The organism is Tepidiforma flava, from assembly GCF_027594505.1.
Classification (GTDB): Bacteria; Chloroflexota; Dehalococcoidia; order Tepidiformales; family Tepidiformaceae; genus Tepidiforma; species Tepidiforma flava.
On the sequence record NZ_CP115149.1, the window covers coordinates 2,315,921 to 2,335,211 of the forward strand.

Annotated in this window: 20 protein-coding genes; 11 read left to right on the forward strand and 9 right to left on the reverse strand. The window is 70.1% G+C overall.

What is annotated here, in order from left to right; translation table 11 throughout:
- The first annotated feature begins 99 nt into the window (after positions 1-99).
- From O0235_RS12745 to O0235_RS12760, 4 genes are read left to right on the forward strand one after another with little or no spacing between them, the layout of a single operon-like run.
- Positions 100-1,146 (forward strand): flagellar motor switch protein FliM, encoded by a 1,047-nt coding sequence (locus tag O0235_RS12745; RefSeq protein ID WP_270056158.1) that lies wholly within the window; start codon positions 100-102, stop codon positions 1,144-1,146.
- On the forward strand, positions 1,139-1,489 hold the full coding sequence (locus tag O0235_RS12750) for a hypothetical protein (RefSeq protein ID WP_270056159.1): 351 nt from the start codon (positions 1,139-1,141) through the stop codon (positions 1,487-1,489). Before O0235_RS12745 ends, O0235_RS12750 begins: the two co-directional genes overlap by 8 nt.
- A 50-nt stretch (positions 1,490-1,539) precedes the next feature.
- A complete protein-coding gene (locus O0235_RS12755; RefSeq protein ID WP_270056160.1) occupies positions 1,540-2,061 on the forward strand; it encodes a chemotaxis protein CheX in 522 nt (173 codons plus the stop codon).
- A gap of 42 nt (positions 2,062-2,103) precedes the next feature.
- A complete protein-coding gene (locus tag O0235_RS12760; protein ID WP_270056161.1) occupies positions 2,104-2,352 on the forward strand; it encodes a hypothetical protein in 249 nt (82 codons plus the stop codon).
- 27 nt (positions 2,353-2,379) lie between these two features.
- On the opposite strand, the gene O0235_RS12765 is transcribed toward O0235_RS12760, so the two are convergent.
- Together O0235_RS12765 and hisS are read right to left on the reverse strand one after the other, a co-directional pair.
- Positions 2,380-3,129, reverse strand: coding sequence for a DnaJ domain-containing protein (locus tag O0235_RS12765; RefSeq protein WP_270056162.1), 750 nt, complete (start codon positions 3,127-3,129; stop codon positions 2,380-2,382).
- Positions 3,130-3,176: 47 nt separating this feature from the next.
- Entirely contained in the window at positions 3,177-4,454 is a 1,278-nt protein-coding gene (gene hisS, locus O0235_RS12770) for a histidine--tRNA ligase (RefSeq protein ID WP_270056163.1), read from the reverse strand.
- Positions 4,455-4,531: 77 nt separating this feature from the next.
- On the opposite strand from hisS, the gene O0235_RS12775 reads away from it, so the two are divergent.
- Positions 4,532-6,796 carry a RelA/SpoT family protein gene (locus O0235_RS12775; RefSeq protein ID WP_270056164.1) on the forward strand — a complete coding sequence of 755 codons (2,265 nt, stop codon included), beginning with the start codon at positions 4,532-4,534 and terminating at the stop codon, positions 6,794-6,796.
- A 1-nt stretch (position 6,797) separates the two neighbouring features.
- Here O0235_RS12775 and O0235_RS12780 read toward each other — a convergent pair whose 3' ends face one another.
- The gene (locus tag O0235_RS12780; protein ID WP_270056165.1) at positions 6,798-6,998 is read right to left on the reverse strand and encodes a hypothetical protein; all 201 of its coding nucleotides are present in this window, start codon (positions 6,996-6,998) and stop codon (positions 6,798-6,800) included.
- Positions 6,999-7,119: 121 nt separating this feature from the next.
- Here O0235_RS12780 and O0235_RS12785 point away from each other — a divergent pair, with 121 nt between their 5' ends.
- Positions 7,120-7,407, forward strand: a complete 288-nt coding sequence (locus tag O0235_RS12785) for a hypothetical protein (protein ID WP_270056166.1) — start codon at positions 7,120-7,122, stop codon at positions 7,405-7,407.
- Here the strand turns inward: O0235_RS12785 and O0235_RS12790 are convergent.
- On the reverse strand, positions 7,404-8,933 hold the full coding sequence (locus O0235_RS12790) for a YifB family Mg chelatase-like AAA ATPase (RefSeq protein WP_270056167.1): 1,530 nt from the start codon (positions 8,931-8,933) through the stop codon (positions 7,404-7,406). The two genes, O0235_RS12785 and O0235_RS12790, sit on opposite strands and share 4 nt — an antisense overlap.
- A 33-nt stretch (positions 8,934-8,966) precedes the next feature.
- Positions 8,967-10,460: a MocR-like pyridoxine biosynthesis transcription factor PdxR gene (gene pdxR / locus O0235_RS12795; protein WP_270056168.1), complete on the reverse strand. Its 1,494-nt coding sequence runs from the start codon at positions 10,458-10,460 to the stop codon at positions 8,967-8,969.
- Positions 10,461-10,525: 65 nt separating this feature from the next.
- Between pdxR and O0235_RS12800 the strand changes: the two genes are divergently transcribed.
- Positions 10,526-10,879, forward strand: coding sequence for a hypothetical protein (locus O0235_RS12800; protein ID WP_270056169.1), 354 nt, complete (start codon positions 10,526-10,528; stop codon positions 10,877-10,879).
- Between the two features lie 86 nt (positions 10,880-10,965).
- Here O0235_RS12800 and O0235_RS12805 read toward each other — a convergent pair whose 3' ends face one another.
- The 4 genes from O0235_RS12805 to O0235_RS12820 all read right to left on the reverse strand — a co-directional run bounded on the left by O0235_RS12805 (position 10,966) and on the right by O0235_RS12820 (position 14,956).
- The gene (locus tag O0235_RS12805; protein WP_270056170.1) at positions 10,966-12,252 is read right to left on the reverse strand and encodes an alpha/beta fold hydrolase; all 1,287 of its coding nucleotides are present in this window, start codon (positions 12,250-12,252) and stop codon (positions 10,966-10,968) included.
- Positions 12,253-12,290: 38 nt separating this feature from the next.
- Positions 12,291-12,911, reverse strand: coding sequence for a hypothetical protein (locus O0235_RS12810; RefSeq protein ID WP_270056171.1), 621 nt, complete (start codon positions 12,909-12,911; stop codon positions 12,291-12,293).
- A complete protein-coding gene (locus O0235_RS12815) occupies positions 12,827-13,474 on the reverse strand; it encodes a cytidylate kinase-like family protein (RefSeq protein WP_270056172.1) in 648 nt (215 codons plus the stop codon). The genes O0235_RS12810 and O0235_RS12815 overlap by 85 nt, the downstream gene beginning before the upstream one ends.
- Positions 13,475-13,612: 138 nt before the next feature.
- Positions 13,613-14,956, reverse strand: a complete 1,344-nt coding sequence (locus tag O0235_RS12820; protein ID WP_270056173.1) for an HD-GYP domain-containing protein — start codon at positions 14,954-14,956, stop codon at positions 13,613-13,615.
- A 253-nt stretch (positions 14,957-15,209) separates the two neighbouring features.
- Here O0235_RS12820 and O0235_RS12825 point away from each other — a divergent pair, with 253 nt between their 5' ends.
- From O0235_RS12825 to O0235_RS12840, 4 genes are all read left to right on the forward strand, one after another.
- On the forward strand, positions 15,210-15,683 hold the full coding sequence (locus tag O0235_RS12825; protein ID WP_270056174.1) for a CBS domain-containing protein: 474 nt from the start codon (positions 15,210-15,212) through the stop codon (positions 15,681-15,683).
- 12 nt (positions 15,684-15,695) lie between these two features.
- The gene (locus O0235_RS12830) at positions 15,696-17,606 is read left to right on the forward strand and encodes a 2-oxoacid:acceptor oxidoreductase subunit alpha (protein ID WP_270056175.1); all 1,911 of its coding nucleotides are present in this window, start codon (positions 15,696-15,698) and stop codon (positions 17,604-17,606) included.
- Position 17,607: 1 nt separating this feature from the next.
- On the forward strand, positions 17,608-18,648 hold the full coding sequence (locus O0235_RS12835; protein WP_270056176.1) for a 2-oxoacid:ferredoxin oxidoreductase subunit beta: 1,041 nt from the start codon (positions 17,608-17,610) through the stop codon (positions 18,646-18,648).
- A 100-nt stretch (positions 18,649-18,748) separates the two neighbouring features.
- Complete coding sequence (locus tag O0235_RS12840; RefSeq protein ID WP_270056177.1) at positions 18,749-19,279, forward strand: CBS domain-containing protein; 531 nt, start codon at positions 18,749-18,751, stop codon at positions 19,277-19,279.
- Positions 19,280-19,291: the final 12 nt, after the last annotated feature.

The following is a 19,291-nucleotide window of genomic DNA, read 5'->3' on the forward strand; positions in this document are numbered from 1 at the left end:
CCCCGCCCCGTGGGGGAATCGTCACTGCGGGCCTAGGGTTTCCGCGGATTTCGTGCCGATAGTCACTACAGGGACACTGCGGGAGGAGACAGGCCGCCGATGGCATCCGACAACGCCGTCCTCACCCAGCGCGAAATCGACGCGCTCCTCAGCGCCGATGTGAGCCAGCTCGACGCGGACACCATCGTCGCCATGCCGCCCCCTGCGCGGAAGGATGGCGGCCGCCGCGTGAAGCCGTACGATTTCCGCCACCCGGAGAAGCTCTCCAAGGAGCAGCTCCGCGGCCTCCAGATCATCCAGCAGGGCGTCGCCGGCTCGATGGCGGCGAACTTCTCGGCCAGGCTGCGCGCCCCGGTGGAATCCCGGCTCAGCGCCCTCGAACGCGGCATTTACGAGGAGTACGTCAGCCAGCTCGGCACCCAGTCCGTCGTCATCATCATCGATATGTCCCCGCTCCAGGGGTACGCGGTCACCGCCTTCGGGCTCGATGTCGCCTTCGGCATCATCGACCGGCTCCTCGGCGGCAAAGGGAAGCGGGCGCCGCGGGTGCTCAACCGCGACCTCACCGATATCGAGATCGCCCTCATCCGCCACATCGGGATGGACGTCGCGCGGTCGCTCATCGAGCCGTGGGCGCGCATCGTCGAGCTGACGCCGGATGTCTCGGAGCTGGCGCTCGGGCCGCAGGTGATGCACGCCATCCCGCCCTCCGAGTTCGTCATCACCGCCTGGTACGAAATCCGGCTCGCCGAGCAGACGGGCGGGATTTCGCTCTGCTTCCCGCTCACCATCCTCGAACAGATCCTGCCCAAGCTGACCGGCCAGAGCCTCTTCGACAACCGCCCGGCGCGAAAAGCGAAGGAGGACGAACGCGTCCGCGAGGAGCAGGTGCTGCCCATGAGCGTTCTCCTCCGCGCCATCCTCGGCTCGGCCCGCGTCCCGGCGGTGGACCTCGCCCGTCTCGAGCCCGGCGACATCATCGTCCTGGACCGGGAGATCGACGAGCCGCTGCGGCTGATGGTCGGCAATTGCGAGCGCTTCGCCGGCGTGCCCGGGACGCATGGGCGGCGGCTGGCGCTACAGGTGACGGGCATGGTTGACGATGATGGTTGGGTGAGACCGTTCGAGGATGTCGCCAATGGCTAGCACGATCCCGATCCGCGCGGTGCTCATGTCCTCGGAGATCATGAACGGCGGGTCCGGGTTCCACCGGCTCGTCTTCAAGGTCGACGGCGGCCGCGCGGGCATGAGCACGGTAACCGTCCTCATCTCCCAGGATGCGCACCGGAAGATCGTGCAGCAGATGGCCCGCGCCCGCTTCGCGCCCGTCGAAAAGACGACCCTCCTGAAGACGTGGGCGCGGTGGGAGCTGGCGATGCGCCTCGAAGAGTACGGCATGCTCCCGGCTACCGTGACCATCACGTCCCGGGACATCGACGATTTCGGCGCCTACGCATCGGACCTCGGGCGGACGCTCCAGGTCGGCTGAGGGCGCCGGCACCGTTCCCACCCTGTTCGGCGCATCGCCAGGAGGATTCCATGCACGCAAGGATCACCGTCGCCGAGGCCGCCCAGGCGGCCGCCGAAGCCGGGGAGAAGGCCCGGGTCGAGCTCATCGCCCCGTTCGTCGAAGCCGCCGCGCKCGTCATCCAGCAGGAATGCGGCGAGCGGGTGACCCGCGGCCAGCTCCACCGCGTCCGGTCGCCGCAGACCTCGAACGAAGTGTCGGTGCTGATCGCCATCACCGGCGGCGTCGCCGGGCTCGTGATCTACTCGATGTCCGAGCAGACGGCGAAGGAGTTCGCTTCCCGCATGATCGGTGAGCCCGTGCGGGAGTTCGATGCCCTGCCGCAGAGCGCGATCGCCGAGCTCGCGAACATGATCACCGGCCAGGCCGGCATCGCCCTGGAGAAGAACGGCTTCCCCAGCGACATGTCGCCCCCGGTCCTCCTGCTCGGGAAGGGGAGCAGCATCGCCACGCTCAACCTGACGCGCCTGGTCGTCCCGCTCGTCGTCTCGTTCGGCGAGTTCAACATCGACATCGCCATCAAAGAGGTCTGACGCCGGCTAGAGCGTTGGCGCCGCCGGGGGTAGCATCCGCCTGTGAGCACCGAACGCCCCCGCCGACGTCGCCGGGTCGATGCCCCGGCTTCCTCGCTCCCGCGCCCGGCGGCTGCGCCTGCGGGTGTGGCAGCGCCGGCGGCCCGCCGGCCTCAGCCGCATCACCCCCAGCCGCGCGCCCACCACGTCACGCGGGACTACAGCTACGTCCGCCGCGACCTCCTCGGCATCCTCGTCGTCGGCCTCATCAGCCTCGGTTTCATCGGGGTGATGAGCTTCGTCGTCCAGTAAACCCGGTCGATTCGCCCTGTTCGCCGCTCAGCGCAGGCTCGCGTAGGCGAGGTACGCGGCGATGCCCGCCGGGAGCGCCCCGTACAGCCAGACCTGCGGCACGAGGACGGCCATCACACCCCACGCGACGAGGATGCCCGCGATAGCGAAGCTGACGACGGCGGGGCCGCGCTTCCGCCCGGTCGCGAATTCCAGCATCCGCGTGAATGCGTAGCCGAGCCCGGCGCCGACGAAGATGGCAAAGAACCCGAAGGTGAAGGGCAGCAGCACGAGCCCCCAGATGAGCCCCATGACCACGCCGCCGATGAGCGACGCGGCGGCGGCGCGCGCCATGCCCCCGGCGGTGAGGGTGTAGATCGGGTTCTTCGCGATTCTCGCGCAATCGCGGCAGCGCGCCCCGACGGGCGTCTGAACGAGGCAGCGCGGGCAGATGGGCGTGCCGCACCGGCTGCAGCGCAGCGCCGTTTCGACGCCGGGGTCGCGCGGGCACGTCACGACCGTGCCGGGCGGCGGCGCGCCAGCGGCCGGGGCCGGCGCCGTGAGGACCGGGCCGCCGTTCCGGCGCGCGTCGTACTCTGCGCGCCGCTTCGCATCGCCGAGGACGTCCCACGCCGCTTCGAGCAGGCGCCGGCGCTCCCGGACGGCGGGGTCGGGGTCGGCTGCGTATCTCGCCGAAAGGCTGCGGTAGGCGGCTTCGATCACCTCGCGGCTCGCGTTCGGCGAAACCTCGAGCACTTCGTACCAGTCGGGCTGGCCCCCGTCGTTCTCCCCCGGCATTGCTCGATCGTACCGCCCCGGCGGTAAAGCGGAACGGAAAGGGGCGGTCAGCCGGCCCGGAGGCGGGCGCGCGCCGCCTCGGCCGCCTGCTCCAGCGGCACCCCGGCTTGCTCGCCCTCGCCCTCGAGCGGCTTCAGCGTGGCGATGCCCTGCGCCAGCTCGTCCTCGCCGATGATCAGCGCGAGCCGCGCGCCGGCCGCGTTCGCCGAGCGCAGCTGCGCTTTGAACGAGCGGCCGCCTTCGCCGATGACGGCGGCGATGCCGCGGTCCCGGAGCGCCGCTGCGAGCCGGACGGCCGCGGGCGCGGACCCTTCGCCGCGGTGCACGATGAACACCTCGGCCGCGGGCGCCGGTTCGAAGACGACGCCGTTCTTCTGCATCTCGAGGATGATGCGCTCGATGCCGGTGCCGAACCCGATGCCCGGGGTGGGCGGCCCGCCAAGGAGCTCCACGAGCCCGTCGTAGCGGCCGCCGCCGCCGATCGTGCCCTGCGCCCGCTCGTCATCGTCCGGGACGACTTCGAAGACGGTCCGGTTGTAGTAGTCGAGACCCCGCACCAGCAGCGGGTCGACCGCGAACTTGACGCCGGCCGCCGCGAGGGCCGCCTGGACCGCGTCGTGGTGCTCGCGCGCGGCGGGGCTGAGCTGGTCGACCAGCTTCGGCGCGCCCTCCTTGAACGGGATGTCCCGCTCGTCTTTGCTGTCGAGGAGCCGCAGCGGGTTCCGCTCGAACCGGCGCCGGCTGTCCTCGGACAGCCGGTCGAGGAACGGGCGGTAATAGTCTTTCAGCCGCTCGACGTAGGTGCGGCGCGGTTCGAGGTCGTCGAGCGAGCCGAGCCGGACGGTGATGCCGCGGATGCCGAGCATCCCGTACAGCCGCCAGAGCATGGTGATGACTTCGGCGTCGACGAGCGGGTCCGCCGAGCCGAGCACCTCAGCGTCGAACTGCGTGTGCTGGCGGTAGCGCCCTTTCTGCGGCCGGTCGTACCGGAACATCGGATGGGTGGTGTACAGCCGGACCGGCTGCGGCCAGCTGCTCATCCCGTGTTCGAGGTAGGCGCGGACGATCGCCGGGGTGCCCTCCGGGGTCAGCGCGAGCCGATCGCCCCCGCGGTCTTCGAAGACGTACATCTCCTTTTCCACGATGTCCGTCGTATCTCCGCTGCCTTTTTCGAAGACGCCGGCGACTTCGAACATCGGCGTGTCGATGCGCTGGAAGCCGTGGAGCCGGGCCACCTCGCGCACGGCATCGAGCACAGCCTGCCAGTAAGGCTGCATCGCGGGCAGCACGTCCTGCGTGCCGCGGGGGGCCTGGAAACGGGGCATGGGGCCGTCCTGACGAGCGGGGGTGACAGCATGTTAGGATAAGAAGAAGGATTGCCCCGGCAAAGAGGCCGCCGCCCATGTCCGTGAGCCCTGGAGAGCCCGCCGTAGCCAGCGTCAGCATCGACGCCCTGCTCGCGCGCGCCAGCCAGTACCTCCCGGCCGAACGCCTCGACATCATCCGCGACGCCTTCGACTTCGCCGCCCGCCACCACGAGGGGCAATTCCGCAAGACGGGCGACCCCTACATCACCCACCCCGTCGCCGTCGCTGAACTCGTCGCCAACCTCGAACTCGACCACCTCGCCATCGCCGCCGCGCTGCTGCACGACGTCCAGGAAGACTGCGGTGTCCGCAACGAGGAGATCGCCGAGCGGTTCGGCCCGCGGGTCGCGAAGCTGGTCGACGCGCTCACCAAGCTCGACAAGCTGCCGATGAACGTGGCCGACCTGGACCCGATGCGCGGCACCACGCAGGCCCAGAACCTCCGGAAGATGTTCCTCGCGATGGCCGAGGACCTGAGCGTCGTCCTCATCAAGCTGTGCGACCGGCTGCACAACATGCGGACGCTCTGGGCGTTCCCGCCCGAAAAGCAGCGGCGCATCGCGCTCGAAACGCAGGAGATTTTCGCGCCGCTCGCCAGCCGCCTGGGCGTGTGGCAAATCAAGTGGGAGCTCGAAGACCTCGCCTTCCGCTACCTCGAACCGGAGAAGTACCGCGAAATCGCCGAACTGCTCGCCTCCAAGCGCGTTACCCGCGAGCGGGTCATCGCTGAAGCGTCGGTCATCCTCAAGGAGCACCTCGAGGCCGCCGGCATCAAGGCCGAGGTGACCGGCCGAGCGAAGCACATCTACAGCATCTACCAGAAGATGCGGCGCTATTCAGCGCAGTCGAAGAGCTTCGACCAGATCTACGACCTCCTCGCGATGCGCGTGTTCGTCGATACCGTCTCCGAGTGCTACCACGCCCTCGGCGTCATCCACGCGCTCTGGCGGCCGATTCCCGGCCAGTTCGACGACTACATCGGGAACCCGAAGGACTCGATGTACCAGTCGCTCCACACCACCGTCGTCGGCCCCGGCGGGAGGCCGCTCGAAATCCAGATCCGAACGTGGGAGATGCACCGGGTTGCGGAATACGGCGTGGCGGCCCACTGGCGGTACAAGGAGGGCGGGAAACAGGCCGGCCGCGACGAAGAGCGGATCGCGTGGCTGCGGCAGCTCATTGAATGGCAGCGCGACCTCGCGGGTGCCGACGAATTCGTCGAATCAGTCAAGACCGACATCTTCCACGACCAGGTCTTCGTCTACACCCCCAAGGGCGACGTGCTCGACCTCCCCGCCGGCGCGACGCCGCTCGATTTCGCCTACCGCATCCACACCGACCTCGGCCACCAGACGGTCGGCGCGAAAGTGAACGGCCGCATGGTGGCTCTCAACTCGCCGCTGAAGACCGGCGACGTGGTCGAAATCCTCCGCAGCCGGACGAGCAAAGGGCCTTCGCGCGACTGGCTGAACCAGAACCTCGGCTACATCCGGACGGCGCACTCCCGGGAGAAGATCCGGCAATGGTTCCGCAAGCAGGAGCGGGCGGAAAACATCGAGCGCGGCCGCGAGATGCTCGAGAAGGAGCTGAAGCGGCTCGGCTGGGACGTCGCCGAGCGGCAGGAGCAGCTCCTCCAGCTGTTCAACTACACCAGCTGGGAGGACTTCCTCGCCGCCATCGGCTACGGGGGCGTCAGCACGAACAGCATCGCCCGCAAGGTGGCCGCCGTTATCGAGCGGGAGGAGGCGGAGGCCGAAGAGCCGCCCCAGCTGCCCCAGAAGCAGGAGGCCGCGAAGCTCGGCGGCCCGGGCATGCGGGTGCTCGGCGTCGGCAACCTCCTCACCACCATGGCCCGCTGCTGCAACCCCGTCCCCGGCGACCAGATCGTCGGCTACGTCACCCGCGCGCGCGGGGTCACCGTCCACCGCGCCGATTGCCTCAACATCCTCAACGAAGCCGAGCGGGAGCGGATCGTCGAAGTCGAGTGGGGCACGGTGACGCGCACCTACCCGGTCTCGATCCGCATCGAGGCGTGGGACCGGGTGGGCCTGCTCCGCGACATCACCACGGTCGTGACCGACGAGAAGGTCAACATGGTCGGCGTGCGGACCATCGAGAACGGCGATGGCTCGGTCACCATCACCACCACGCTTGAGACGACCGGCATCGAACAGCTCTCGCGCCTCCTCGCGCGCATCGAAATCGTCCGCGGCGTCCGCTCCGTGGAGCGCGTCCAGGAGCGCCGGCGGAAGCCGCTCCYCGAGGAAGCCCCCGTCCAGCTCCGCCGCACGGCGCCCTGATTCAGGCGACACGCCGACTTCCGACCGTCAGCTGAAGGCCGCGGTCCCGCCGCGCCGGCGGCAGCCGTTGCGGACGAAGCCGCTTTGCGCCGACGCGCGGCCGGCGGTCGACCCATGCCTCGGCAACCATGGCGCTGAGGATGGCGAGCGCCGAGCCGATGAGGACGAGGTCGACGAGGACGGTGAGGACCGGGTTGACCATGATGCGCACATCCGTTCGGGAGGTGGCGACAGCCTAGGCGAACGGATGTGCTGGTGTCAACACAAATGTTCGAAAAACGTCAGCAGGTGTCGCGCCGGGCAGCTGGCGTATACTCCCGCCCATGCCGCGCGCCCGCTCGCCGTTCCTCGCTCCTTCGGACGCTGCCCTCGAATTCGGCCGGCAGTACGCCCTCGTCCTCCAGCGCTGGGCCGAGCTGTTCGCCGCCGCGAGCGCCCTCGTCGAGGCGAACGTGCGCCTCGGCGAACTGGCGGCCGACGCGGCAGGAGAGTTCGAGGCATGGCTGCAGCGCGCCCGCGAGGCGCCGTTCGCGTGGGCCAGCCCGGAGGCGTTCCAGCGGTTCATGGAGGCGTTCGCTGCGCCCCCGGGGAAGCGGCCGCCGCAGGCCTAATCCAGCCGAGCCCGGTACTGGATGCTCTCCGCCATGTGGGCCGGCCCGATCTGCTCCGAACCGGCGAGGTCGGCGACCGTGCGCGCCACCTTCAACACCCGGTGGAATGCCCGCGCCGAGAGGTTGAGGCGCTCCACTGCCCGCTTCAGCAGCTCGGCGGCTGCCGGCTCCAGCGCTCCCTGCGCGAAATCGCGCACCTGCGCCGGCGACATCTCGCCGTTCGTCGCTGTCCGCGTCCCCGCGAACCGCTCCGCCTGCACGTCGCGCGCCGCGGCCACGCGCGCCCGCACCGCCCACGACGGCTCGCCCCGCGCGGCAGCCGTCAGCTTCTCGAGCGGCACCCGCGGCACGTCCGCGAAGATGTCGATGCGGTCCATGAGCGGGCCGCTCAGGCGGCGCTGATACCGGCCGACGACGGCCGGCGGACAGGTGCAGGGGCGCTCCGGGTCGCCGAGGTAGCCGCAGGGGCAGGGATTCAGCGCCGCGCAGAGCATGAAGCTCGCCGGGAAGGTCACAGCCTGCTTTGCCCGGCTGATCGTCACCGATTTGTCCTCGAGCGGCTGACGCAGCATCTCCAGCACGTGCGGGTCGAACTCCAGCAGCTCGTCGAGGAACAGCACCCCTCGGTGGGCAAGGGTGATCTCCCCGGGCCGCGGCACCGAACCTCCGCCGACGAGGCCGGCGTTCGAGATGGTGTGATGGGGCGACCGGAACGGCCGGCTCCTCACGAGGCCCGTTCCGGGCGGCAGGAGCCCGGCGACGCTGTAAATGCGGGTCACCTCCATCGCCTCGGCTGCCGTGAGCGGCGGGAGGATGCCCGGCACCGCCCGCGCGAGCAGCGTCTTGCCGCTGCCCGGCGGCCCCTTCATCACGAGATTGTGACCGCCCGCCGCCGCGACTTCGAGCGCGCGCTTCACGTGCTCCTGGCCGACGATGTCGGCGAAGTCGGTCACGGCCGACGCGAACGGGTCTTCTTCGCCGCGAGCGGAGCCTGCGAACCGCTCCAGCCCTGTCGCGCCGTTGAGATGCGCAGCGAGGGCGGCGAGCGACGGAACGGGATAGACCGCGAGCCCCTCGACGAGCGCAGCCTCGGCGGCGTTCTCGACCGGGACGAAGGCGCGGCGCATGCCCCGCGCGGCGGCGGTCATCGCCATCGGCAGCACGCCGCGGACCGGCCGCACGTCGCCCGTCAGCGCCAGTTCGCCGAGGAACACGGCGTCCGCCGGCTCGGCTGCGAGCTGACCCGAGGCGAGCAGGATGCCGACGGCGATGGGCAGGTCGTACGCGGGGCCTTCCTTCCGCAGGTCGGCCGGCGCGAGATTCACCGTGATGCGGTTGTTCGCCGGCCATGCGAGCCCGCTGTTCCGGATGGCCGCCCGAACGCGCTCGCGCGATTCCTGCACCGCGGCATCTGGCAGGCCGACGACCGTCATCGCCGGCAGCTGGGCGCGGGTGATGTCGATTTCGACCTCGACGAGCTCGCCATCGAGCCCGACGACCGCACAGCTCAGGACGCGGGCGAGCATCGGCGGATTGTAGCCAGCCCCGCGGGCCCGGGGTCAACTGCCCCGGAGGCGGCAGTATGCCTCGACGACGCGGCCGAGCCGCGCGACCCCCTCCTCGATGGCGGGCTCGTCGAGGCTCGAATACCCGAGCACGAACGACGCGCTGGAGGGCGGCGGGCCCGCGTAGTAGATGTGCGCGCTGTGGAGGCCGACGCCCGCCGCACGCGCGGCTTCGACGACGGCGCGGCTGTCGTCCACCCCCGGCAGCTCCAGCATCACGTGGATGCCGCTCTCCGTTCCCCGCACGGCTGCCCGGCTCCCGAGGTGGCGCTCGATGGCGGACAGCAGGCGCTCGCGGCGGCGGGCGTACACACGCCGCATCCGCCTCAGGTGGCGCTCGAAGTGCCCCTCCTCGATGAACGCGGCAAGCACGGCCTGGTAGAGCAGTGCGACGTGCCGGTCGGTGAGCCACTTCGCCCGTGCGATGGCCGCCTTCAGGGAGGGCGGCGGGACGAGGTAGCCGAGCCGCAGCGCCGGCAGCAGCACTTTCGACATCGTGCCGGTGTAGACCACCCGGCCGGCTTCATCGAGCCCCTGGAGCGCTGCGAGCGGGCGGCCGGCGTATCGGAACTCGCTGTCGTAGTCGTCCTCGATGATGGTGGCGCCTGTCCGCCACGCCCACGCGAGCAGCTCCATCCGCCGGGCTGCCGAGAGCACCGCCCCGGTCGGGAACTGGTGCGAAGGCGTGACATAAACCACCCGCGCCCGCTCGGGCAGTTCAGCGACCACGATGCCCTCCTCGTCGACGCGGACCGGTACGATCTCGGCGCCCGCGGCTTCGAAGACAGTGCGCGCGCCGGAGTAGCCGGGCTCCTCCATCGCTACCGCGTCGCCGGGGTCGAGGAGCACCCGCGCCGCGAGGTCGAGCGCCTGCTGCGAGCCGTTCACGATGACGAGGTCCTCGGCCGAGCAGCGCACGCCGCGGCTGCGCTGGAGGTAGCGGGCGAGCGCGCTGCGCAGCGCCGGCAGCCCTTCCGCCGGGCCATAGCCGAGCAGCTCGGCCGGGGGGTAGTCGAGAATGCGGCGCGTCAGCGAGCGCCACTCTGCGAGCGGGAACTCGGCGAACGACGGCGTGCCGTAGCGGAAGTCGAACGGCAGGCGGCCGTGCCCCATCGGCGGCACCGGGTCTTCTGGGGGGAGCCGCCGGGCGAACGCGGAGAACTTCGCCGGCTGCGCGGGGAGCGGCGCGCCCGGCGGCGGCGACCCCGTCCCCGGGCGCCGGGCGCGGAACGCCCGGTCCGGGAGTTCGGGTGCGACGAACGTCCCCGAACCGTGCCGCGCCACGAGGTAACCTTCGGCGGTGAGCTGGTCGTAAGCCTCGAGGACGGTGTTGCGCGCGATGCCGAGCGCCCGCGCGACCGCGCGGGTGGCTGGCAGCCGCTCGCCCGGCTGGAACCGGCCGTCGAGAATCGCCCGCCGCAGACCCTCGGCGAGCCGAACGTAGGCGGGCTGGCCGGGCAGCTCCGGGAGGTCGATGACGACGTCCATGGCTCCACCCCTGTCCCGCGAAGTGGCCCTTCCATCGGCCGCACGGAGGAGACGATCGTAGGGCCATGGACGACTTATGGACATCGCCGCTCCGGTACGTTCCTGCCACGCTGCTGGCAGCAGGGGGCGCGTGGCTGCTCGTGACTGGCCTGGGCCTCGGCCGCGACGGGCTTCGGCTGGCCAGTATCCCGGCGCCGCGCGGCAACTGGCTGCTCATGCGGGGCATACGGCGGCTCACCCAGGGCGCAGCCCTGCTCGCCGTCGGCCTCGGCTGGGCGTTCCAGTCGCCCGTCGCGATAGCCGCAGGGCTCATCTTCGGGTTCGAAGAGCTCATCGAGACGAGCATCGCTGCCGCTGCCCTCCGCGACGATGCGGACCGCGGCGCGGCGACAGCCGGGGACGGGAGCCCGCAGGGGTGAGCGAACTGTTTCGCCCCGGGCGAGCGGGCGGCCGGCAGACGAACGTCCGCCGGGGCAATGCGGGCCGGGCGGATGACGCCGCGAGGCTACGGCTCGCCGATGCGCGCTTCGATCCAGGGCACGAGCAGGTCGAGGAGCCGCTCCCGCGGGTCGGCGAGCTTTCGGCCCTCCTCGCCGACCGGGTTGAGGTAGTGGTCCGCCCATTCGAGCGTCACCAGCTGCTTATCGGCGGCGCCGCTCTTCTCGAGGATCTCCTGCTGCTCAGAGGGGAAGATGTCGCAGTCGCCGTCGGCGAAGACGATGAGCGTCGGCACTGTCACGTGCCGGATGGTGTCCGGGAGGTCGGCCTGGGAGCTGGTGCCGCTCCAGGTGCTCAGCCAGCCGCGCGGCGTCATCACGCGGGCGAGCCCCCCGTAGCCGTAGTTCCCGATGATCGGGTCGCCGGGCGAAAAGATGCTGCCGAGCGGCCGCCGGCTCGGGTCGATCGACGGGTCGAGGTAGGCCGGGTTCGCCAGCGTGCGGTAGATGACCATGTACCGGCCGAGCCGCGCCCGCCGCGCGACCAGCCCGCGGGCGGCCGGCGGAAGCGCCGCGAACCGCTCGGAGCGGAGTTCGCCCCGGAAGTAGGCGTGCTCGGCGAGATACTCGCGGGCGATGGCGTCCAGCCGCAGGCTCCGCTCGCGCTGGCGGCGGCGGTACTCGGCCAGCCACGCCGGGTCGTAGCGGCTCGGCTCCGGGTAGGGCCGGTAGCCGTTCTCCGGGTTGTACATGTCCCATGCGGGGTCGTAGCTCGCCGGGTCGGATTCGTTCGTGATGCTGGGGTCGAGGACGTTCAGCATGAAGCGGCCCTCGCCGAGGTGGGCGGCGACGGCGATGTAGAGGTCGCCCGGCGGCATCTGCTCCGATGCGAGGTCGATCGGCTCGACGGAAGGCGTCGACGAAAGGCGCTCGGCCGCGGGGCGCGAGGCCTGCGACTGGTAGAAGGCGAGCAGCGAGCCGCCGCCGGAATTCCCGAGCAGCACGATGCGTTCAAAGCCGCGCTCTCGCAGCCAGCGCATCCCGGCGGCGATGTCGAGCAGCAGCCGCTCGTGCACCATGTCGGTGTCGTTGTTCAGGTAGCGGCTGTTCTGGCCGAACACCGCGTAGCCGCGGGCGGTGAGCCCCGGCACGACATAATGCCGGGTGAATTCGCCCCGCGGGTGCATGAGGTAGACGGCCGTGCGCGGCTCGTGCCGGGGCGGAAGGTAGAGGATGCCGAAGCTCTGCGCGGTGTCGCTCGCTTCGAGGTAGACGGCCTCGCGCCGGGTGGCGGGGTCGAGCGTAGTGAACGAAAAGGGGAGGCGGCGGCCGCGGGATTCGAGCGGGTGAGACATGCGCGGCATCCTAGCACCGCCGCGCGGCGGCCTGCAGGCTAGCGGGGTGCCCGGCCGTCGATCGCCTTCGCGACCAGCTCCCGGGCCGCTTTCACCGCTGCCGGGTCGTTCCCGAGTGTGTAGACGATGACGATCGCGCGGCCCATCCGGTAGGCGTCGGAGTACACGAGATTGCCCTGGGCGTCCGGCTTCGCCGTGACGTAGCTCCGCGCTTCATCGGCCTGGTAGACGGGCTGGCCTTCGGCCTGCACGGTGCCGGGCCCGAACAGGTCGGGCGGCGGGTTGCGGAGCGCGTCGGCGATGGCGCCGAACTGCGCCCAGGCGGCATCGGCGGCCGGCAGCAGGTTCACTTCGATGCGGACGCTCGAGACGCCCGGCTTCGACCCGGAAAAAATCGCGATGAAAGCGTCCTGCTCCGGGGTGAGCGAGGGCAGCTTGCCGCTCGCCTCGAGGCGGAACCCCTCGCCGGAGAGGTCGGGGACGAGGTCGGCGGCGGTCGCGGCGGCGGCTGCCGTCGGGGTCGCGGCGTCCCCGCCCTTGCCCCCGCCGCAGGCCGTCGCGGCCCCGGCGGCGATCAGGAGAAGGCCCGCGGCAGCGAGGCGAACTGCACGATGACCTCGGCCGCCTGCCCGGGCGAGAGGCGGTCGGTGTTGATGCACAGGTCGTAGGTGCTCGGAGTCAGCCATCCGGTGTCGTAGAAGCGGCGGAAGTACTCCAGCCGCTCGTTGTCGGTCCTTTCGATGATCTTGAGCGCTTCCTTCTCGTCGACGCCCATCCCGGTCATGATGCGCCGGGCGCGGTATTTGGGCGAGCCCGTGATGAGCGCGCGAACCGTATCCGCGCGGTCCCGCAGGATGACCTGGGCTGCGTGGCCGACGATGACGCACTCGCCCCCGTCGGCGAGGTCGCGGATCACCTGTTCGAGGAACCGCCGGTAATCAGCCGAGGTGTAGAGCGGGCTCGTGGTGAGCGGGACCGGGTCCGCCCAGCCCGCGGCCGGCATCGCCGGGTTCCGCGCGAGCGCTTCGAGGATGCGCGTCAGGAGCGACGGCGTGTGCTCGGCTTCCGAAACCGTCTCGGGCGAGACGCCCGCCTCTGCCGCCGCTTCCTGGATGACCTGGTAGTCGACGTACCGGAACCCGAGCCGGTCGGCGACGGCCCGGGCGACTTCCTCACCCGCCGTCCCGACCTGCCGCGAGATGGAGATGACCCGCGTCGCCATGCGCGCGCTCCGCGAAAGTGTTCGCCGCCGGCATTGTAGCGCCGGCTGCCAGCACCGCAGGTGAACGTGAACCGGGGCCGGCAAATCGCCGGCCCCGGTCCCGCGGGAGGTGCCGTTGCGGACGGGTTGGCGCCCGTCTCAGGCGTCGAACGGGCCCGCGACGCTCTCGAAGCGCGCGAGCAGGTAGGGGTCGAACCGGTTGCCGGCCAGCCCCCGCATGATTTCGAAGGCCTCCGAGCGGGGCAGCGCCCGGCGGTAGGGCCGGTCGTTCGTCAGCGCATCAAAGGTCTCGCACATGCCGATGATCTGCGCTTCGACCGGGACTTCGCTCCCTTCGAGCATGCCGGGGTAGCCTTTCCCGTCGATTCGCTCGTGATGGCAGCCGACCCACCACGCGGCGGCCCCCAGGCCGGGGATTTCGCCGAGGATGTCGCGGGCGTACATCGGGTGCATTTGCACCGCGGACATCTCTTCGACGCTCAGGATGTCGGGCTTGCGCAGGAAGCGGGCCGGCACACCGAGCGTGCCGATGTCGTGGAGCAGCGTCGCCACCTTCAGCAGGTCGGCGCGGCGCTCCGTCATATCGCAGTGCAGCGCGACCCTGCGCGCGAGGTCGGCCACCCGCCGGCCGGCGCCCTCCGCGCGCCCGTTGCGCACGTCGATGACATCGGCGAGGACGCCGAGCAGCTCGAACAGCTCATCGCGGCCGAGGACGCCGCCGTAGTTGAGCGCCATGAGCCCCGACCCGAGGTCGTTGTCGTACAGGCCGAGCCAGAAATCATCGCGCGAAGCGATGACAGCCATCCGCTCGGCGAGGTCGGGGTCGAGCTCCTGACCGGCCATGTCCCGCAGGAGGGAAGGGCCGCTCCGGCGCAGCGCGAGCGGCGGCGCCTCGGCATCGAGCAGCGTCTCGAACCGGTCCGCGAGAGCGACGATGCGGCTGACGAGCGGCGTCTCCGGCCCGGGGACGGCGCCCGGCCGGCCGGAGCCGTCCCAGCAGTCGTGGTGGCCGAGGACAGCGCGCGCGACCGCCTCGGAGAAGCCCATGCGGCGGGCAACGTCCGCGCCCGTTTCACAGTGCCGCGCGATGGCGCCGATGATTTCCGACCAGCCGCCCTGCGGCGGGCGCTCCGGTGCCGCCGTGCGGCGGCCATCGGCGGCCCAGCGGCGGGCGGGCCGCACCGCCGGGAGCGCGACCGGCTCCATCACCGCCATGCCGATGTCGTGCAGCAGGCAGCCGAAGTAGACCTCCTCGATCCGCGCAGGCTCGAGGCCGAGGTCGCTCGCGAGGTAGACGCCGATGTAGGCGACGCGCTGCGCATGGCCCGGCTTCCGCCCCTCGGCGAGGTCGAAGGCCCGGCTGAGCGCCCCGAGCACCGCGCCGCGGCTGAGGCGGGGCACCCCCGAGAGCCCGGTGTCTTCGTACAGCGACGGATCGAGAAAGTCCGCCTTGACCGTCTGGATCTGCGCCTTGGAAGCCATGATTCCCCGTATCCCGCAGGTAGCAGGGCGTATTCGGAATATCGGCCCTGGTCCTGTGGACGTGCAGGGACTGCGGGGTGACGGGCGCGGGAAATAGGGAAGCGTCGTAGGCCGCATCGGGAGAGCCGGCAGCGGGCCGGGCCGCCCCGCGCCTGCACGACTTTGCGAAAGGGCGTACACTTTGGGTAACGCGCACGGTGTGCCTTTGCGCCCGCCGGTCCGCATCATCCCATCCAGGCGAACGACAGCGCAGATGGACCGCACCCGGCTCAGCCGGTTCGTCAATCAACGCCTCTCCGAGCTGACCCTCAGCGAGCCAGCCACCGTTTCGCCATTCATCCCCGTTCGCCAGGCCGTCGACGCGATGAACCGTTTCGGCACCACCTGCGTGCTCGCTGTGGAGCAGGGCGAGCTGCGCGGCATCTTCACGGAGCGCGACGTCCTTTCGAAATGCATGGTGGATGGGTTCGATTGGGACCAGCCGCTCGATGCTTCGGTGCTCACGAAGCAGCCCCGGGTGATTGCCTCCACAGGGACGGTGGCCGAAGCAATCGCCCTGATGCAGCAGCATCACTACCGGAACCTGCCCGTGGTGGAGGGCGGCCGCGTGGTTGGGGTGTTGCGGCTCGGCGACCTCCTGCGGGACCTCGCAGAGGCCTACCCCGAAGACGTCCTGAACCTGCCTCCTCGCCCTCACCAGGTGATGGAGCAACCAGAGGGTGGATAGAAGCAGAGATTCATGACTACCGAAACGCAGCTCAAGCCTGAACACCACGTCGAGGAGCTCGAACGCGTCACCATCCGCTTCGCCGGCGACTCCGGCGACGGCATGCAGCTCACCGGGACGCAGTTCACCCGCACCGCCGCCGTCTTCGGCAACGACCTCGCGACGCTTCCCGATTTCCCCGCCGAGATCCGCGCGCCCGCCGGCTCGCTCCCGGGCGTCTCCGGCTTCCAGATCTCCTTCGCCAGCACCGAAATCTACACCCCGGGCGACCGCCCCGATGTCCTCGTGGCGATGAACCCTGCCGCCCTGAAGACGAACCTCGGCGACCTCAAGCCGGGCGGCCTCCTCATCGTCGACAAGGATGAGTTCGAGCCCACCAACCTGAAGAAAGCGGCCTACGAGTCGAACCCGCTCGAAGACGGCTCGCTCGCCGGCTACCAGGTCGTCCCGATCTCCATCACGCGGCAAAACGAACTCGCCCTCGAGGGCCTGCCCCTGAGCGCCAAGGACAAGTTCCGCTGCCGCAACTTCTACGCCCTCGGGCTCATCCTCTGGCTCTACGGCCGCACCCTCGATACGACCATCAAGTGGGCCACCGAGCAGTTCAAGCGCCGGCCCGACATCCTCGAAGCGAACCTGCGCGCCCTCCGCGCCGGCTACAACTTCGGCGAGACCACCGAACTCTTCCGCGTCCAGTACCGCGTCCCGCCGGCCAAGGTGCCGCCCGGCACGTACCGCCACATCAGCGGCAACGAAGCGACGGCCCTCGGCTTCGTCGCGGCCTCGGTCCTCAGCGGGCTGCCGCTCTTCTACGGCAGCTACCCGATTACCCCCGCCAGCGACATCCTCCACGAGCTCTCGAAGCTGAAGAACTTCGGCATCAAGACCTTCCAGGCCGAGGACGAGATCGCGGCGATCGGCGCGGCAATCGGCGCGGCCTACGGCGGCCACCTCGGCCTCACCGGCACGAGCGGCCCCGGCCTCGCGCTCAAGAGCGAGGCGCTCAACCTCGCCGTCATGACGGAGCTGCCCCTCGTCGTCATCGACGTCCAGCGCGCCGGCCCTTCGACCGGCATGCCGACCAAGACCGAGCAGGCCGACCTCCTGCAGGCGATGTTCGGGCGCAACGGCGACAGCTACGTCGCCATCGTCGCCCCGTGCACCCCGTCGGACTGCTTCATCATGGCGATCGAGGCGTTCCGCATCGCGCTCAAGCACATGGTGCCGGTCGTGTTCCTCTCCGACGGCTACCTCGGCAACGGCTCCGAGCCGTGGCGCATCCCCGATATCTCCGAGCTGCCGCGCATCGAGTGGAAGTACGCCGAGCCGCAGGAGGGGAAGTTCAATCCCTACCTGCGCGACCCGAAGACGCTCGCCCGGCCGTGGGCGGTGCCCGGCCAGAAAGGGCTCGAGCACCGCATCGGCGGTCTCGAGAAGTCCGGCGAGACTGGCGACATCAGCTACGACCCGCGCAACCACCACGAGATGACGCTCGCCCGCAAGGCGAAGGTCGACCGCATCGTGGAGGACATCCCGCTCCTGCAGGTCACCGGCCCGGAGGAAGGCGACCTCCTCGTTCTCGGCTGGGGCGGGACCTACGGCTCCATCACGAGCGCCTGCGAGAACGCCCGGAAGCGGGGCCTCAGCGTCGCCTCCGCCCACCTGCGCTACCTCAACCCGTTCCCGGCCAACCTGCCCGACGTCTTGAAGCGCTACAAAAAGGTGCTCATCCCCGAGCTGAACACCGGCCAGCTCGCGCTGCTCATCCGCGGCCGTTACCTCGTCGATGCGATCAGCTTCAACAAAATCTCCGGCCAGCCGTTCAAGATCGCGGAAATCGAGGGCAAGATCGACGAAGTGCTCGGTCTCCGCGATGAGTACGTCCTCGAATTCACCCGCAGTGCCGGGGTCAGTGGAGGCTGATATGACCGCTCCGACCGCATCCAACGACGGCCTCATCTCGCCCGACCTCCCGGTGCTCACCCGGAAGGACTTCGTCACCGACCAGGAAGTCCGCTGGTGCCCCGGCTGCGGCGACTACTCGATCCTCGCCCAGATGCAGAAGATGCTCCCCGAGCTGGGCATCGCCCGCGAGAACATCGTCTTCATCAGCGGCATCGGCTGCTCGAGCCGCTTCCCCTACTACGTCAACACCTACGGTTTCCACAGCATCCACGGCCGCGCGCCCACCATCGCGACGGGCCTGAAGACGGCGCGGCCCGAGCTCACCGTCTTCGTCATCACGGGCGACGGCGACGGCCTCAGCATCGGCGGCAACCACCTCCTGCACGCCATGCGCCGGAACATCGACCTCAACATCATCCTCTTCAACAACCGCATCTACGGCCTCACCAAGGGCCAGTACTCGCCGACCTCCGAGTTCGGCAAGATCACCAAGTCCTCGCCGTACGGGACGACGGAGCGGCCGCTCAACCCGATCCGCATCGCCCTGGCGGCCGGCGCCACGTTCGTCGCCCGCGCCGTCGACCGCGACACGAAGCACCTCGAGGAGATGCTCTACCGGGCGGCGAAGCACCGCGGCGTCTCGTTCGTCGAGGTCTACCAGAACTGCAACATCTTCAATGACGGCGCCTTCGCCGCCTTCGCCGAGAAGGAAGTCCGCGCCGAGCGGATGATCTACCTCGAGCACGGCAAGCCGCTCCGCTTCGGCAAGAACAACGAGCACGGCATTCGGCTGAACGGCTTCACGCCCGAAATCGTCGAGAACGCCGAAAGCGACGACGGTCTCCTCGTCCACGACGCCCACGCCGAGAACATCACGCTCGCGAACATCCTCGTCGGCATGGACTATCCGGATTTCCCCGTGCCTGTCGGCGTCTTCCGCGATGTCGATGCCCCGACGTTCGACCAGCTCGTCCAGCAGCAGGTCGATGAGGCGATCGCGAAGGGCCGCGGCTCGCTCGAAGACGCCCTCCGCGCCGGGGAGACCTGGGTCGTCGAGTAGCATCACCCTACTGCATCAACGTCCTGCGGAATCTGCTATCGTCGGGGTCTCGCGAGAGGCCCCGGCGCCATGTCCGGGGCCTGCAGAGGAGGGACGCGCTATGGCGACCGAGCCCGCCAACGTCATCGTCTGCCCCAGCTGCGGAGCCGAGAACATCGAAGGCGCCGACTACTGCGAGCGCTGCCTCATGGACCTCAGCAGCATCGACGTGCCGGAGGCGGCGCAGGTGCTCAAAGAGTCCGACCTCACCCTGCCGATTGCAGCCGTCCGCTGGAGCAAGCCGATTACCGTCCAGGCAGGGACCAGTGTCCGCGAAGCCATCCGCGTCATGCAGGAGCAGCGGAGCGGCGCCGTCGTCGTCCTCCGCGGGCGGGAGATTGCCGGCATCTTCACGGACCGCGACGTCCTCAGGAGGGTCGCGCCGGACCCCGCCGCGCTCGACCGGCCGGTGGATGCCGTGATGACGCCGGACCCGGTCGTGCTCCGCGACGACGACATGATGGCCTACGCGCTCAACAAGATGGGCGTCGGCGGCTTCCGCCACATCCCCGTCGTGCGCGACGGCGAACTGGTCGGGATGCTCACTGGGCGGGATGTGCTCAACTGGGTGATGGGCCGCTACTTCGACTGAGCGGCGGCGGCG